The 13726-nt window shown below is 40.9% G+C and carries 14 protein-coding genes; 4 read left to right on the top strand and 10 right to left on the bottom strand.

Annotation, left to right across the window (positions count from 1 at the left end; all coding sequences use genetic code 11):
- Positions 1–90: 90 nt before the first annotated feature.
- Together Q4546_RS02735 and Q4546_RS02730 are read right to left on the bottom strand one after the other, a co-directional pair.
- Complete coding sequence (locus Q4546_RS02735) at positions 91–549, bottom strand: GAF domain-containing protein (RefSeq protein WP_102437831.1); 459 nt, start codon at positions 547–549, stop codon at positions 91–93.
- 24 nt (positions 550–573) lie between these two features.
- Entirely contained in the window at positions 574–867 is a 294-nt protein-coding gene (locus Q4546_RS02730; protein ID WP_303445631.1) for a YebG family protein, read from the bottom strand.
- A gap of 206 nt (positions 868–1073) precedes the next feature.
- On the opposite strand from Q4546_RS02730, the gene Q4546_RS02725 reads away from it, so the two are divergent.
- The 3 genes from Q4546_RS02725 to Q4546_RS02715 are packed head-to-tail and all read left to right on the top strand — an operon-like array spanning position 1074 to position 4951.
- Positions 1074–1703 carry a paraquat-inducible protein A gene (locus Q4546_RS02725; protein WP_102437903.1) on the top strand — a complete coding sequence of 210 codons (630 nt, stop codon included), beginning with the start codon at positions 1074–1076 and terminating at the stop codon, positions 1701–1703.
- The gene (locus tag Q4546_RS02720; protein WP_102437835.1) at positions 1693–2325 is read left to right on the top strand and encodes a paraquat-inducible protein A; all 633 of its coding nucleotides are present in this window, start codon (positions 1693–1695) and stop codon (positions 2323–2325) included. Before Q4546_RS02725 ends, Q4546_RS02720 begins: the two co-directional genes overlap by 11 nt.
- Complete coding sequence (locus tag Q4546_RS02715; protein ID WP_303409884.1) at positions 2312–4951, top strand: MlaD family protein; 2640 nt, start codon at positions 2312–2314, stop codon at positions 4949–4951. The genes Q4546_RS02720 and Q4546_RS02715 overlap by 14 nt, the downstream gene beginning before the upstream one ends.
- A gap of 78 nt (positions 4952–5029) precedes the next feature.
- Here Q4546_RS02715 and Q4546_RS02710 read toward each other — a convergent pair whose 3' ends face one another.
- The gene (locus Q4546_RS02710) at positions 5030–6256 is read right to left on the bottom strand and encodes a nucleoside recognition domain-containing protein (RefSeq protein WP_102437839.1); all 1227 of its coding nucleotides are present in this window, start codon (positions 6254–6256) and stop codon (positions 5030–5032) included.
- Between the two features lie 154 nt (positions 6257–6410).
- Between Q4546_RS02710 and rsmF the strand changes: the two genes are divergently transcribed.
- The gene (rsmF, locus tag Q4546_RS02705; RefSeq protein ID WP_102437841.1) at positions 6411–7841 is read left to right on the top strand and encodes a 16S rRNA (cytosine(1407)-C(5))-methyltransferase RsmF; all 1431 of its coding nucleotides are present in this window, start codon (positions 6411–6413) and stop codon (positions 7839–7841) included.
- A gap of 299 nt (positions 7842–8140) precedes the next feature.
- Here rsmF and Q4546_RS02700 read toward each other — a convergent pair whose 3' ends face one another.
- The 7 genes from Q4546_RS02700 to udk all read right to left on the bottom strand — a co-directional run bounded on the left by Q4546_RS02700 (position 8141) and on the right by udk (position 13725).
- Positions 8141–8929: a TatD family hydrolase gene (locus Q4546_RS02700; protein WP_102437843.1), complete on the bottom strand. Its 789-nt coding sequence runs from the start codon at positions 8927–8929 to the stop codon at positions 8141–8143.
- Positions 8930–9128: 199 nt separating this feature from the next.
- Positions 9129–9455 carry a PilZ domain-containing protein gene (locus Q4546_RS02695; protein ID WP_076536275.1) on the bottom strand — a complete coding sequence of 109 codons (327 nt, stop codon included), beginning with the start codon at positions 9453–9455 and terminating at the stop codon, positions 9129–9131.
- 9 nt (positions 9456–9464) lie between these two features.
- A complete protein-coding gene (holB, locus tag Q4546_RS02690; RefSeq protein WP_102437845.1) occupies positions 9465–10427 on the bottom strand; it encodes a DNA polymerase III subunit delta' in 963 nt (320 codons plus the stop codon).
- Between the two features lie 41 nt (positions 10428–10468).
- Positions 10469–11098 carry a dTMP kinase gene (gene tmk / locus Q4546_RS02685; RefSeq protein WP_303445630.1) on the bottom strand — a complete coding sequence of 210 codons (630 nt, stop codon included), beginning with the start codon at positions 11096–11098 and terminating at the stop codon, positions 10469–10471.
- Positions 11095–12105, bottom strand: coding sequence for an endolytic transglycosylase MltG (gene mltG, locus Q4546_RS02680; RefSeq protein WP_102437848.1), 1011 nt, complete (start codon positions 12103–12105; stop codon positions 11095–11097). Before mltG ends, tmk begins: the two co-directional genes overlap by 4 nt.
- A gap of 1 nt (position 12106) precedes the next feature.
- The gene (gene pabC, locus Q4546_RS02675) at positions 12107–12922 is read right to left on the bottom strand and encodes an aminodeoxychorismate lyase (protein WP_102520018.1); all 816 of its coding nucleotides are present in this window, start codon (positions 12920–12922) and stop codon (positions 12107–12109) included.
- A gap of 164 nt (positions 12923–13086) precedes the next feature.
- A complete protein-coding gene (gene udk, locus Q4546_RS02670) occupies positions 13087–13725 on the bottom strand; it encodes a uridine kinase (RefSeq protein ID WP_102437854.1) in 639 nt (212 codons plus the stop codon).
- Position 13726 lies beyond the last annotated feature (1 nt).

Here is a 13726-nt window from a genome sequence, read left to right as displayed (position 1 = left end):
TAAATTTTATCCATAGCAATGCGCGCTGTTCGGTATTATAAAGCTCATGGCAGCGATTGCGACCCGCAATTTGCTATATTTGGTCGCTAATTAAGCAAATAGGCAAGATTCAAAGCTTTTTACTAGCATTTCTAAGCCTTTTCTATCGTCTGTATCAAAACGATTCAATGATGGGCTATCAATATCTAATACCGCAACTACGTCATTGCCTTGGCGAACAGGGACTACAATTTCAGAATTACTGGCAGCATCACAGGCAATATGTCCTGCAAATTGATGCACATCTGCCACTAATTGTGTTTCATCATTTGCCGCTGCTGTGCCGCATACACCTTTACCGATCACAATACGTGTACAAGCAACTTTTCCTTGAAACGGACCAAGAACGAGTTGTTCTTCACGCTTAATATAGAAGCCAACCCAATTTATATCATCTAAGTTGTCATTTAATAACGCTGAAAAGTTTGCCATTCCTGCAATAAGGTCGTCTTCACCGGTCATTAATGCCAGTACTTGGCGGTTTAATGTGTCATAAAACTCAGCTTTCATTTTCCATCCTAAGTGAGGTTTTTATTATTCTGCAGCCGCTTTTTTAGTGGCTTTTTTGTTTGCTGTTTTGGGTGTACCCGTTTTAGGCTTTACGATCCCTTTTAATAAATTTGCAAGTTCATCCTTGTTAGATGCAAGATAAAAAGCAAGTTTTTCGACACTATTTTCCTCTATTTCCAGCTCAGCGCCAGAAATAAAAGGCACTAAGTTATCCGCAATGTCGAGCATTTTGTCGTAGGCGTCAGCTTCTTTCTTAGATGTAAACGTCATCTTCTCAACCCCTTCTCTTACCACGACAAACTTTGTTATTACAGCCATGATTAACCTCTTACTGTTTTTATATACAGTGCATAGAGTGTCATAGAACTAACTTCTGATGCAAGTATTCTGATTATTCTGGTATTATTAGGTTTTATTGTAACTTGATAAATAATATTTCCACTGTGTTTTTAATCAAAACAAAGCGTTTTTTATTATTTTATTGCTCATTAATATTTCACTACATGGACGGTTTTCCTTTATCTATGCCGAAAAGTCTTGACCCGAACACCATTATATTATGCCGCTCCTGTGACTTAGCCGTTCAAAAGCGCGCCTTACCGTCTAATGTTCGCGCGTTATGCCCTCGCTGTCATACGGCACTTTATGACGTTCCTTACTGCTCAATCAATGGCATGCTTGCCTTGTGTATCGCGGCATTATTATTTTATATTCCGGCTAACTTTTTACCCATCATAGAAATCAACTTTTTAGGCAGTGTGCGAACAACAACAGTTTTTGAAACGGCTGTGACGGTGTGGCTGCAAGGTTATTGGATAGTTGGCATCGCTGTGATGGCGGCAGCGGTCATTGCCCCGGGATTATTAATTTTATCGATTTTATTACAAGTCACCATAGTTAAACTTAAATTGCACTCCTGTTTTTGGCAAAAGACATATCGCGCACTGCTTAAAAACCATGCGACCTTATCGCAACTTACTATGCTTGAAATTTACGTCATTTCATTTTTAGTAGCTGCGTTTAACTTGTCTGACTTCTCAGATATTTATTTAGGCATGGGCACCTTCTGTTTTTGTATGCTGTTTTTAGTTATCTTATTTTTACAACGGGAATATAATTTAGAACATATGTGGGGAATGGCTTATGAGCGCTAACACTCCTGCGCGGCAAGGAATACAAATCGGTTTTTGTTTATGCACTGTTTGTCGAAAAATCAATAACATCAGTCGTGACCGTTGTAGTCGCTGTGATTCTAAAATCCAAACACGTAATCATGCCAGTTTACAGCAAAGTTGGGCGTTATTGATTACCGCAGCCATTTTGCTGATCCCAGCTAATATCTACCCAATCACTGTGCTCACCAATCAGGGCAAAGTCACCTATGACACCATATTTACTGGTATTGTGCATTTGGTTCACTCTGACATGATCCCTATTGCCATTATTGTCTTTACTGCCAGTATATTGGTGCCTTGGCTAAAAATTATAGGCTTAGCGATTTACTTAATCGCTATTAGCTTTAATCTGCCAGTTTCTAAAAAGAAACTCATGATAGGCTTTCATATTATTGAATGGATTGGCAGATGGTCGATGCTGGATTTATTTGTTATTGCGTTAACTGTCGCCGTCGTTAATATGGGGCAATTACTTGATGCTAAACCCGCACCTGCAGCAACCGCATTTGCGTTAGTCATTTTACTGACTCAGTTAGCAGCAAAGGTATTAGATACTCGTTTACTTTGGGATCGCTTGGAAAAAAACAATGACACAAATTGAATCACCAAAAGTTGTTAAAAAGAAATTATTCTCGCCGATTTGGTTATTACCGATTGTTGCCTTGGCCCTTGGCGCTTGGCTTGGTGTAAAAAGCATCAAAGAATCAGGTATCGAGATTATTGTGCACTTCCCTAATGCCGTTGGTATCGATATCGGTAAAACCTTAGTCAAATACCAAGGTTTGACCGTTGGTAAGGTGACAGATATCAGTATCGACAATGAATTGTCTGGCGTTAATGTCAAAATTATTATGGATTATCGCTCTGAACCATTTCTCAATAAAAATTCCAAGTTCTGGTTGGTCACGCCTAAAGCCAGTATCACTGGTATTGAAGGTTTAGATACCTTGTTTTCAGGCAATTATATTGCCGTTCAACCCGGTGATGGCAGCTCAGCATCTGAATTTGTCGCCTTAAAAGATGCGCCAACTATGCTTCCTGATACTAATGGGGTGCTTATTACGCTGACCACCTCAAAATTAGGCTCACTGGATATCGGCTCAATGGTGTTTTACCGTCAAATACCTGTAGGGAAAGTTGTAAACTATCGCTTAATTGACAGCGATACCATTAATATCAGCACGTTTATCGAGCAACAGTACGCCCATTTAGTGACACAAGAGTCCCAGTTCTGGAACGTGTCAGGTCTAAAAATTGATGCGTCTATGTCGGGCATTAAAGTCAATACCGAAAGCTTGGCATCGCTGCTCGCTGGCGGAATTAGTTTTAATTCAGTCGCTAATTCTGCCGCGGCGCAAAATGGTGACAACTTTGTGCTTTACCCTGATGAAGAAAGTGCAGTCAAAGGCATCGAATTCACTCTGCTAGCCGATAATGCTGATGAGATTAATCAAGGCTCAACGTTAGTTTATCGCGGCATTGATGTGGGTAAGATTCATCAAACCCAACTAACTGAAAACGGCGTGAAGTTTTTAGCTAAGTTTGATAGTCAATACCAACACTTATTAAACGCAGATACCCAATTTTGGATTGCAGGTGCTGATATTTCTTTAGAGGGCGTTAAGCACGCTGCAAGGTTGATCACTGGTAGTGTAGTCAATGTACTACCTGGAGTGAGCGACAACGCGCTGCCACAAGAGTATCAATTACAATCTCAAGCACCGGACCTTATGCAAGCTAGCCAGTTGACCATCAAATTAACGTCTGATGAACACAGTGGTTTAAGCGCTGGGGCTGAGGTGCGTTACAAACAAATGCCTATTGGTGAGATTAGCCAAGTAAAATTATCTGATGACTTTAGCCGTGTTGAATACTCAGTGGACATTCAGCCTGAATATTCATCATTACTCACTGTGGACAGTTATTTTGTGTCTGAATCGGCGCTTGCCATAGATGCCTCCTTAGATGGCGTAAAGGTCAAAACCCGAGATATTAATACCCTGCTTGCTGGCGCTGTATCTTTGGTGCCAGGTAAAGCTAAGGCTGTAGTTAAACCTCAAGCAAAATTTTCGTTATATCAATCTGCTGATCAAGCCTTAACGGCCTTGAATAAATCATCAATGAGTACCTTGGCGCTAGACAGTATTGATGGCGCAGGTTTAGCTCATGGCTCACCGGTTTATTACAAAAAAATGCGTATTGGCTCTGTCTCAGAAGTAAATTGGAACAGTCAAACTGATAAGTTTTCAATCACGGTGGCCATTCAAAAAAGGTTTACTAACTTGGTTCGAAGTAACAGCGTATTTTGGCGAAATGATGCCGCCAGTATCAATGCAAGTTTATCTGGCATTGATGTTGATATCGCTCCATTAGAAGGCGCCTTAAAAGGCAGTATTAGCCTAGGTTTGTTGCCAGAAAACCAACAAGGCAATCAAACTCGTTTATATGATTCTAAAGAGCTGGCCCTAAAACAGGCCAAAGCCATAACACTATCACTACCAGCTGATGCCAAAGTAGCTGCAAAAGCAGCGATTCGTTATCAAGGCCATCAAGTGGGTGTGATCCAACAGGTTAAACTCAATCAAGACTTAGCCAACTTAACCGTGAGTGCTTATCTTTATGGTGAATACGCACAACATTTCACCAAAGAAGACAGTGAATTTTTTGTCGTCGATGCACAAATTTCATTAGTGGGTATTAAAGCGCCAGAAACCTTGATAACCGGCCCTTACATTGGCGTGTTACCTGGCACGTCAGAACGACAAGCAACACAGTTTGATGGTCTCCTAGCTGCGCGTTACGATGCGGATATCGATGAAGATGCATTAAAAGTGACCCTAGTTGATAGTCAGCTTGGTTCGATAAAAATTGGCACCCCAATTTTCTTCAGAGGTATTGCTATTGGGCAAGTGGATGGTTACTCATTATCTTACAATGGCAACCAAGTATTAATGTATTCACACATTGAAAAACAATATGCCCACTTAGTGAATCAAACAAGTCAGTTTTGGGATGCATCAGGTATAAAACTTGAAGTGGGTATTTTCTCTGGCGCTCAAATTGAAACAGGCTCTCTTGAAACGCTGCTTTCAGGTGGCATTTCAGTCGTGACCGAGGAAGTAACGGATAAAACGAATCAATTAGCTCTCGATGAAAGATTTACCCTGCATAACAAAATGAAAGCCGAATGGCGTAAATGGAAACCTGAACAAGTGAAGCCTTTATAACCTTTCTGCGCGTAGATAACATCCAATAAAAAATCGGCATTTGCCGATTTTTTATTGCTCGTTTAATAGCTGTTGTGCTTAGCCATAAAACCAATAACAAACGGCGATGGCAGCCATTATTCCGCCGACGTCTGCCGCTAAGCCACAGCCCAATGCATGGCGGCTATTTCGAATACCGACAGAGCCAAAGTACACCGCAAGTACATAAAAGGTGGTTTCTGTGCTTCCTTGAAAAATCGCCGATAAACGACCCGCAAAAGAGTCTACCCCATGATGCTCCATCGTTTCTAACATCATCGCCCTTGCCCCTGAACCACTAAATGGTTTCATTAACGCCGTAGGCATGGCATCGACAAAACGGCTGTCAAACCCCAACAAGCTCACTAGGCCTGCTATGCCTTGAAGGGCAAAGTCAAGGGCGCCCGATGAGCGCAATAATCCAATGGCGAGTAACATTGCCAACAAATATGGAATTAACATTATTGCTTGGGAAAAACCGCTTTTGGCCCCTTCGACAAACTCATCATAAATGGCGACTTTGCGGTAACCAGCAATCAGGATAAAACTCATAATTAAGGCTAATAATATGCCATTACCTAATACAGTCGATAATGTTCCAATGGCTTCAGCAGATAGGGTTAATAAATAAAACACACCCGCAATTAATATACTAAACAAAGTTGCGCCATAAGCCAGCACCACACTATTGATTAAAGAAATACGCTGAACAATTGCCACGACAGATAAACCCACTAAGGTTGATGCCACTGTGGTTAATAGAATAGGTAAAAACACATCTGCAGGATTGACTGCACCTTGCTGAGCTCGATACAAAAATACCGTCACTGGCACTAAAGTGACTGAGGAAGTATTGAGCACTAAAAACAAGATCTGCGCATTGGTCGCCACGTCTTTATTTGGGTTTAGGCTTTGTAAGTCTTGCATCGCTTTAAGACCAAGCGGCGTAGCTGCATTGTCTAGGCCTAACATGTTTGCGGTGAGATTCATGGTGATACTGCCGTAAGCTTTATGCCCCCTTGGCACCTCTGGCATTAACTTTGATAATAACGGCTCAAATAGTTTAGCAAATACCGTAACCACACCGGCTTTCTCACCCACTTGCATCAGCCCCATCCATAGCGCTAATACACCAATTAAGCCAATGGATATTTCAGCAGCTAACTTAGCGCTACTAAAAATAGCTTTAACCGACTCCCCTAATACCTCAACATGGCCATTAAACAATTGCACGATTATGGCGATTGCTGCCGTTAAGAAAAAAAACAACCAAACTCTATTTAGCACTGAATACTCCGTTATTTTTCACAGCTGTAGTTTTCAACATCATCTTTTAGCGAATGTGTTGGTTGCGCTTTCTTTTACAGGGTGAGCGACACCGTGAAAATGCATGATATAATCTATCGCATTATTACACAGTTGTTTTATCGATATTTTTACTATGGCTCAAATAAATCCGCAATACTTAACCCATATTGCTACAGAACTCCCCGCACATCTTAATATGGACGACTTTATTGCTGCCTGTAATCGTCCTTTACGTAAATCAATCAGAGTAAATACTTTAAAGATTTCCGTGGCGCAATTTACCCAAATAATGACTGATAATGGCTGGCAGTTTGAAGCTATCCCTTGGTGCGCTGAAGGGTTTTGGGTTTCAGTCAGCGATGATGTGCAAATTGGTAATATGATTGAGCATATTCAAGGCTTATTTTATATCCAAGAAGCCAGTTCGATGTTGCCACCTGTTGCGCTGCTACAAAATGATAACCACAGTAAACTGATCCTCGATGTCGCCTCAGCGCCTGGCTCAAAAACGACTCAGTTAGCCGCCTTAATGGATAATCAAGGCTTATTAATTGCTAATGAGTACTCTGCCAGTCGCGTTAAAATTTTGCACGCCAACGTGCTTAGAATGGGCGTAAAGCAATGTGCCCTCACCCATTTTGATGGCAAAGTCTTTGGGGAGTATTTATTTGAAAAGTTTGATGCTGTGTTGCTCGATGCACCATGCGGTGGCGAAGGTACGGTTAGAAAAGACGTTAATGCGCTTAAAAACTGGCAATTAGATGATGTTGTTGATATTGCCGAGACTCAAAAACAGCTGATCCAATCCGCCTTTTTAGCCTTAAAGCCCGGTGGCACATTGGTTTATTCCACTTGCACCTTAAGTCAGCTTGAAAATCAGCAAATTTGTCAATTTTTAAAACAAACCTATGCCGATGCGGTTGAATTTATTCCTCTAACTGATTTATTCCCTGGCGCAGAACAAGCCTGTACCCAAGAAGGTTTTTTACACGTTTGGCCACAAATTTATGATAGCGAAGGTTTCTTCGTCGCTAAAATTGCTAAAACCGCATCTGTTGAACGAATTAAAAAGCAGCCTAAGCCTCAGCGTAACTTCCCGTTTTCTGTTGCGAATGCCAAACAAGTATCCGCCATTGAACAATACTTTAGCACCACCTTTAATCTCACTTTACCTGCAGATCATACGGTGATGATCCGTGATGATGAGTATTGGTTATTTCCAGCTGAATTTAACGATTTCACCGGTTTAATGCGTTATCAACGCATTGGGGTAAAATTGGCCGATGTGATGAAAAAAGGCTTTAAGGTGAAACATGAAGCCATTATCTGCCTTAGGCGCTATATCAGCTCAGACGATAAAATTATCGAACTTGATGCTCAACAAGCGAAAGACTTTTTAATGGGCCGTGATATCGCAACTGATAGCTTTAGCGATTTAGACTTAACCCCAAAGGGCGAAATGATTGTCACTCATCACCACAGTCCATTAGGGGTGGTAAAGCATTTAGGCCATAGATTGAAAAATAATTTACCAAGAGAATTGGTAAAAGATAAAATAGAGTAGATACACTTTATTGCCGATAATTCAGCGACTTTTATCGTTTAACAATTATCAGTAGGCGCTAGTTGTTAAGCTATTGCGGCATAAAACACTGACCGGTTGCGCAATTTTTAGGCAAAGTATGATTAACGGGTCTATACTGAGAAGTAAGATTTTTAGTGAAATTGGTTTTCGACAGTAGCGCAAGGCTCTTTTCTAAAAGAGCCGTTCCCCTAGACCCAGAACAATTGGATAGTTTTGGGTCTCTTTTTGCCTAAAATTCAGCCTAAACTTAATATCAAAATTTACCACAAAAGCGTAAGTTAACGCTTGGCTAATATTGCAGCCTCTTTGAACAAGTTAAAAAAGTTCTCCGTGGTATATTCGGCTAAATCGATATATTTCTCACCCCGTAACTCGGCAACAAACTCAGCAACATCTCGCACAAAAGCTGGTTGGTTTTCTTGCCCTCTGTGCGGTACTGGCGCTAAATACGGTGAGTCAGTTTCAACCAGTAGCCTGTCTTTAGGTACTTTACGGATCACGCTACGAAGTTCACCGGCATTTTTAAAAGTGACAATACCTGACACCGAGATATAAAAACCTAAATCAATCGCTGCTTTGGCCATTTCCCAGTTTTCTGTAAAACAATGCAATACCCCACCCACTTTGTCTGCGTAGCCAGCTTTTAACATGTTAATAGTATCTTCGCGGGCATCACGAGTGTGAACAATCAGCGGCTTATTCACCTCTACGGCTAAGGCTATTTGTTGTTCAAAGCATTGTTGCTGCAATACTTTCGTTTCAGGGGCATAAAAATAATCAAGGCCGGTTTCACCAATTGCCACGACTTTTTTATCAGTGGCAAATTGCTTAATTTCACTGACATTGAGACCGTCTTTAACGTCAAGTGGATGCACCCCTGATGATAAGAATATATTATCAAAGTCGGCCATTTTATCGCGCATGGCTTCAAAACCTTGCTGGCGAACATTAACACAAAGAAGATATTCAACCCCGCGAGATTTTGCAGCATCTACAATAGCGTGCAAACTAGCTTGATCTGGCGCGGATTTTAAGCGGTCTAGATGACAGTGAGAGTCGATTAACATGATGATTCTTTAAAGGCTTAAACAAGCCAGCAAGAATACCTAGGGGAGGATTATCTTTCAAGCTGATTTTCATATCAGCAGTTACCACAGTTTAATCAAAGGTTAGATTTGGTTTTGACATTTTTTGTTTAACTTAATTGTATTAGCCAAATAAAACCTATGATAGAGGAAGAACCTTTACAGTACCCTTGTTTAACTATTACATGGTACAAGTCATGTCACTTGAAGATAACTGAGTAGAAAGCAGCTTTTCAATATGATGTTTATGACTTTCAGGATCGGTTTTTATTTTTACGCCAATACCCGCAGGTCGGCCGCCTGATGCACCAAGTGGATTAATCCACACCACCACACCTTGAAAATCAGCCATTTGTGAAGTACCTGGCAACTTATAAGCTATGGATAACTCCTGACCTAGAAAGTGGCTTTCTGTGGTCGAAATAAACAAACCCGCAGGTTTAATGAATGGCATATATGCTCTGTACAACTGGTGCAGAGTATCAAAATTTACAACAAGATCGGTCATAGTGTAATTCTATTGTCTGTAATGAATAAGTTGTCTAAATTCAAGAATGTAGTCTTGACATAATGCAGGCGCGTTTATACTCGCCATCGTCGCTAATTTTTGGCACATTTGCGCGACTTTCGATGAGAAACCAATGATGTTACTCGCAGCTAATGCGTCGAGCTCTTTACTTTTTAACACATATTGCCTTAAGTACAAATATAAAACATTAAGTGCATCAATAATTTGTTGCTCTGATAACTTAATTAAACTGCCAGTCAAATGTCCTGATTTAATACTGTTTGCCCAATCGACTCGATATTGCAGTAGTTGTTGGTAATGTTGATTACCTAGGCTTTCAGCTAATTTCAACGGCCCACCAATCATACTTAAACACCAAGTCACATCATGGGCTTTCTCGCCATAAGGAGGTTGTGGTAATAATTGATGGGAAGACAGCCAAGCTAATACTTGGCGTCTATCAGGGGCATTAAAGGCCACATTCTGGCAGCGACTTTTAATGGTTGCTAACAATCTTGAAGGCACGTCTGTTTGTAAAATAATTAAAATATTATTACCCGGCTCTTCTAAGGTTTTTAATAACGCATTGGCTGACGCTAAATTAAATTGCTCGCAGTTTTGAATAATGGCGACACGTTGACCGCCTTGCTGGGCTGTGACCGTTAATTTTTGACATAAGTCGCGAATTTGATCGACCTTGATTTGATTGCCATCAGCTTTAATCACATGACAATCAGGGTGTGTTCCCGCTTTAAATAACAGACAGCTTTTACATTGACCGCATGCCCCAACAGGGGTTAAGTTTTGGCACATGGCGGCATGGGCCATTTCATGAGCAAATAAATACCCTCCTAGACCGGTATCTATGGTTAACAGTTGTGCGTGAGCACTATGCCCGTTTGCTAACTCATTTAAGAATCGCTGAAACGGTTCATCTAACCAGGGCAACTGATTTAATCCAAAAGCTTGCATCAATGACTCACTTTACGCTGTTTTAATCAAGGTCATTACCATTACACAAGATTCGCTGCTAATGCGACTCGGATCTGTTCATGGACTTGATCAATGGGTTTACTAGCATCAATAACTAAAATTGAGCTATCTTCAGCAGCAAACGCTAAAAAGGTTTCTCGAGCACGAATAAAGAAATCCAATTCTTGTTGCTCGATGCGATCTAACTCACCACGTTTGGCTGCGCGGGCTAAGCCTAATTGCGGTTCAATATCTAAATAAAGGGTTAAATCGGGCTTGAAGCCCTGTAAACAAGCATCACTAATGGATTTTACTAATGGCATTAATCCTCTACCGCCGCCTTGGTAAGCTAACGACGAGAGGTTATGTCTATCGCCTAATACCCAAGTTCCGTCGGCTAAAGCGGGCTTAATGACATTTGAAATTAACTGAGTACGGGCTGCGTAAAACAGTAAACATTCAGCCTCATCACACAGTGGATCACTATCATCAGCAATTTTGACTAAATCTCTAATTTTTTCTGCTAATGGCGTACCGCCTGGCTCACGGGTGCATATTGGCGCTTGATGACAATGGTCTGTAATAATTTGCTTTACTAATTCAACTGCGCTGGACTTACCCGCGCCTTCTAATCCTTCAATTGTAATGAATTTAGCGTTTTTTTTACTCATTTTCTATTTCTCTGATATTCGTTAACTGCACGGTTATGTTGTGCAAGTGTCTTTGAAAAAACATGGCTGCCATCATTTCTTGAGACAAAGTATAAATAATCGACTTCAGCAGGTTTTGCTGCTGCAAACAAAGCAGCTTTACTTGGCGCTGCAATCGGTGTTGGCGGTAAACCATTTATACGATAAGTATTAAATGCCGTGTGTTCTCGTAAATCACTGCGAGTGATATTACCTTGGTAGCGATCGCCCATGCCATAAATAACGGTCGGATCTGTTTGAAGACGCATGCCTAATTTTAAGCGATTATTAAATACTGCAGCGACCCAATCGCGCTCTTCTGGCTTGCCTGTTTCTTTTTCGATGATTGAAGCAATGATCAATAACTCATAGGGTGTTTTTAGTTTAAGATCTTTATCGCGCTGTTGCCACGCAGCCTCTAAAGTGGTTTGCATTAATGTATAACTGCGTTGCAGCACCGACTCTAAACTATCGCCTGCATGATATTGATAGGTCTCAGGGAAAAACTTACCTTCTGGTAAATTTGAATCGTCACCATTTTTCAATAACACTCGATTGAACACTTGCTCATCAAAAGTTAGATGCGGTGATGTGGCCAACACTTGTTGCCATTCCTTAATGGTCTTGCCTTCGATTAACGTTACTGAAAAGCTGATTTGGTCACCCGAATTAATCTTATTCAGTAAAGAGGCCAAGCTGTCACCCGGCTCAATTTGATATAAGCCTGTTTTGATATGGGCATATTCAGGTTTAAGCTTAACCAGATATTTTAATTTCCAGCTATCTGTTAGCCATTGTTTATGCTCTAAATCTTTAGCAAGCTTGGTGACATTCATGCCCTGTGAAATAGTTAACTCAACAGGCGCATCGACGGTGAGAGTCTGATTGGGATAAGCAATTATCTGTTGATATCCCCAGTAACCGACAATGCAAGCCACTGTGGTTAGGGTCATCAAAAATGCGAGTAAAACGGTCAGTATTTTTTTCATATTAGAGTGATAATTGTAACTGTTTAATTAAGTTATGGCTCATAGGCCAGCTGGAATATTGGTTATCATCAAGATGATTAATATTAACAACGCCCAACAGGCTGTTGCTGATAAAAACATGATCTGCTTGCTTAAGCCTGGATAAGCTGATTGGTTCAGCGTAAACGTTAATGTTGTTTTCTAATAACGCGATAATAACTTGTTGTCGCATCACCCCTGATACACCGCTGTGGCTGATTGCTGGGGTATAAACATTTTGGCCTTCTACAATAAAGACATTGGCCATTGATGATTCAACCACATTGCCATCGGTGTCAAGTACCAGCCAGTCATCGCAACCTTGTGGTAATAGGTTTTGCTTTATCAGCACTTGCTCAAGCCGATTAAGGTGTTTCATCCCAGCAAGTATTGGTTGGCGCGCTAAGCTAATCGCCGCTAAAGATAAACTGATCCCCTGCTGTTGCCATTGCTGATAGTGAGCGGGAATATCATGTAAGGAAATGACGCTTGTTTGCTCCACAATGTCTGGGGCACTGTAACCTCGACCACCTACACCGCGGCTAATGAGTATTTTGATACAGCCTTGGTTTAAAACCTGGCCGTGCTGCTCAAGCTGATTTATTAACTCAAGTTGATTTTGTAATGCAAAGCCCAAACGCAAACATGCTTGCTGCAATCGCTCAATATGTTCATCAATGAATAACACCTTACCCTGTAACACACGCATGGTGGCAAATGCACCATCACCGTAGGCTAAACCTCTATCCAGTGGGTTAATTTGCTGTTGTGGTAATCCATTAACAAATACTGATGCCATTCTCGTTCCTGAGTGTTATCTGACTGCCAGCTTGATATTAGCATGTCGATTCAAGCGGTTTTACACAAAAGAATGGCCCCATTTGTAGGAGCCTTTCTGTGTCATCATTTTATCTTAATACAATTTTAATCCGCAAAACACGGCTATATTAAGCGTGCTAATATCTAGCGTGCCAATAAATGCTGTATTCTTGCTTTAAGAATATCGGTTGCAATACGGTTTTTACCACCACGAGGCACGATAATGTCAGCATGTTGCTTAGATGGCTCAATAAATTGTAAAAACATCGGCCTAACGGTCGCTTTATACTGAGAAATCACAGATTCCATGGTACGCCCGCGCTCAGCAACATCACGTGATAGACGACGTAAAAAACAGATATCTAACGGCGTATCCATAAATACACTGGCATCCATTAATTCACGCAGTTTAGGATCCGTTAATAATAAGATACCTTCTAAAATAATCACCTTTTTAGGTTGCATATCTAAGGTCTTGCCAATACGAGTATGTTCCTTATAGCTGTAGCAAGGAATATCAACCGACTCGCCTCGTTTTAGCTGTTTTAGATGCTCAGCCAACAACTGATGATCTAATGCTTTAGGGTGGTCATAATTGGTTTTAACACGATCTTCCATTGATAAATGGCTCTGGTCGCGATAATAGGCATCTTCATTGATTACGCCAATTTGGTCGGTACCTAAATCACGCTTTAACTCTTCAAAAATAGTTTGAGCAATTAAACTTTTACCTGATGCTGACGCACCCGCGATACCGATAATGACACATTGCGGAGAATTCATT

Source organism: Shewanella sp. 4_MG-2023, assembly GCF_030548015.1.
GTDB lineage: Bacteria > Pseudomonadota > Gammaproteobacteria > Enterobacterales > Shewanellaceae > Shewanella.
The sequence above is the reverse complement of the archived record's forward strand: the minus strand, read 5'-3'. Positions and strand labels throughout refer to the sequence as shown.

Bases quoted from the DNA above. Each gene is read 5' to 3' on its own strand.
- Q4546_RS02735 (WP_102437831.1), bottom strand. From the start codon at position 549: ATGAAAGCTGAGTTTTATGACACATTAAACCGCCAAGTACTGGCATTA.
- Q4546_RS02730 (WP_303445631.1), bottom strand. From the start codon at position 867: ATGGCTGTAATAACAAAGTTTGTCGTGGTAAGAGAAGGGGTTGAGAAG.
- Q4546_RS02725 (WP_102437903.1), top strand. From the start codon at position 1,074: ATGCCGAAAAGTCTTGACCCGAACACCATTATATTATGCCGCTCCTGT.
- Q4546_RS02720 (WP_102437835.1), top strand. From the start codon at position 1,693: ATGAGCGCTAACACTCCTGCGCGGCAAGGAATACAAATCGGTTTTTGT.
- Q4546_RS02715 (WP_303409884.1), top strand. From the start codon at position 2,312: ATGACACAAATTGAATCACCAAAAGTTGTTAAAAAGAAATTATTCTCG.
- rsmF (WP_102437841.1), top strand. From the start codon at position 6,411: ATGGCTCAAATAAATCCGCAATACTTAACCCATATTGCTACAGAACTC.
- Q4546_RS02700 (WP_102437843.1), bottom strand. From the start codon at position 8,929: ATGTTAATCGACTCTCACTGTCATCTAGACCGCTTAAAATCCGCGCCA.
- Q4546_RS02695 (WP_076536275.1), bottom strand. From the start codon at position 9,455: ATGACCGATCTTGTTGTAAATTTTGATACTCTGCACCAGTTGTACAGA.
- holB (WP_102437845.1), bottom strand. From the start codon at position 10,427: ATGCAAGCTTTTGGATTAAATCAGTTGCCCTGGTTAGATGAACCGTTT.
- tmk (WP_303445630.1), bottom strand. From the start codon at position 11,098: ATGAGTAAAAAAAACGCTAAATTCATTACAATTGAAGGATTAGAAGGC.
- mltG (WP_102437848.1), bottom strand. From the start codon at position 12,105: ATGAAAAAAATACTGACCGTTTTACTCGCATTTTTGATGACCCTAACC.
- pabC (WP_102520018.1), bottom strand. From the start codon at position 12,922: ATGGCATCAGTATTTGTTAATGGATTACCACAACAGCAAATTAACCCA.
- udk (WP_102437854.1), bottom strand. From the start codon at position 13,725: ATGAATTCTCCGCAATGTGTCATTATCGGTATCGCGGGTGCGTCAGCA.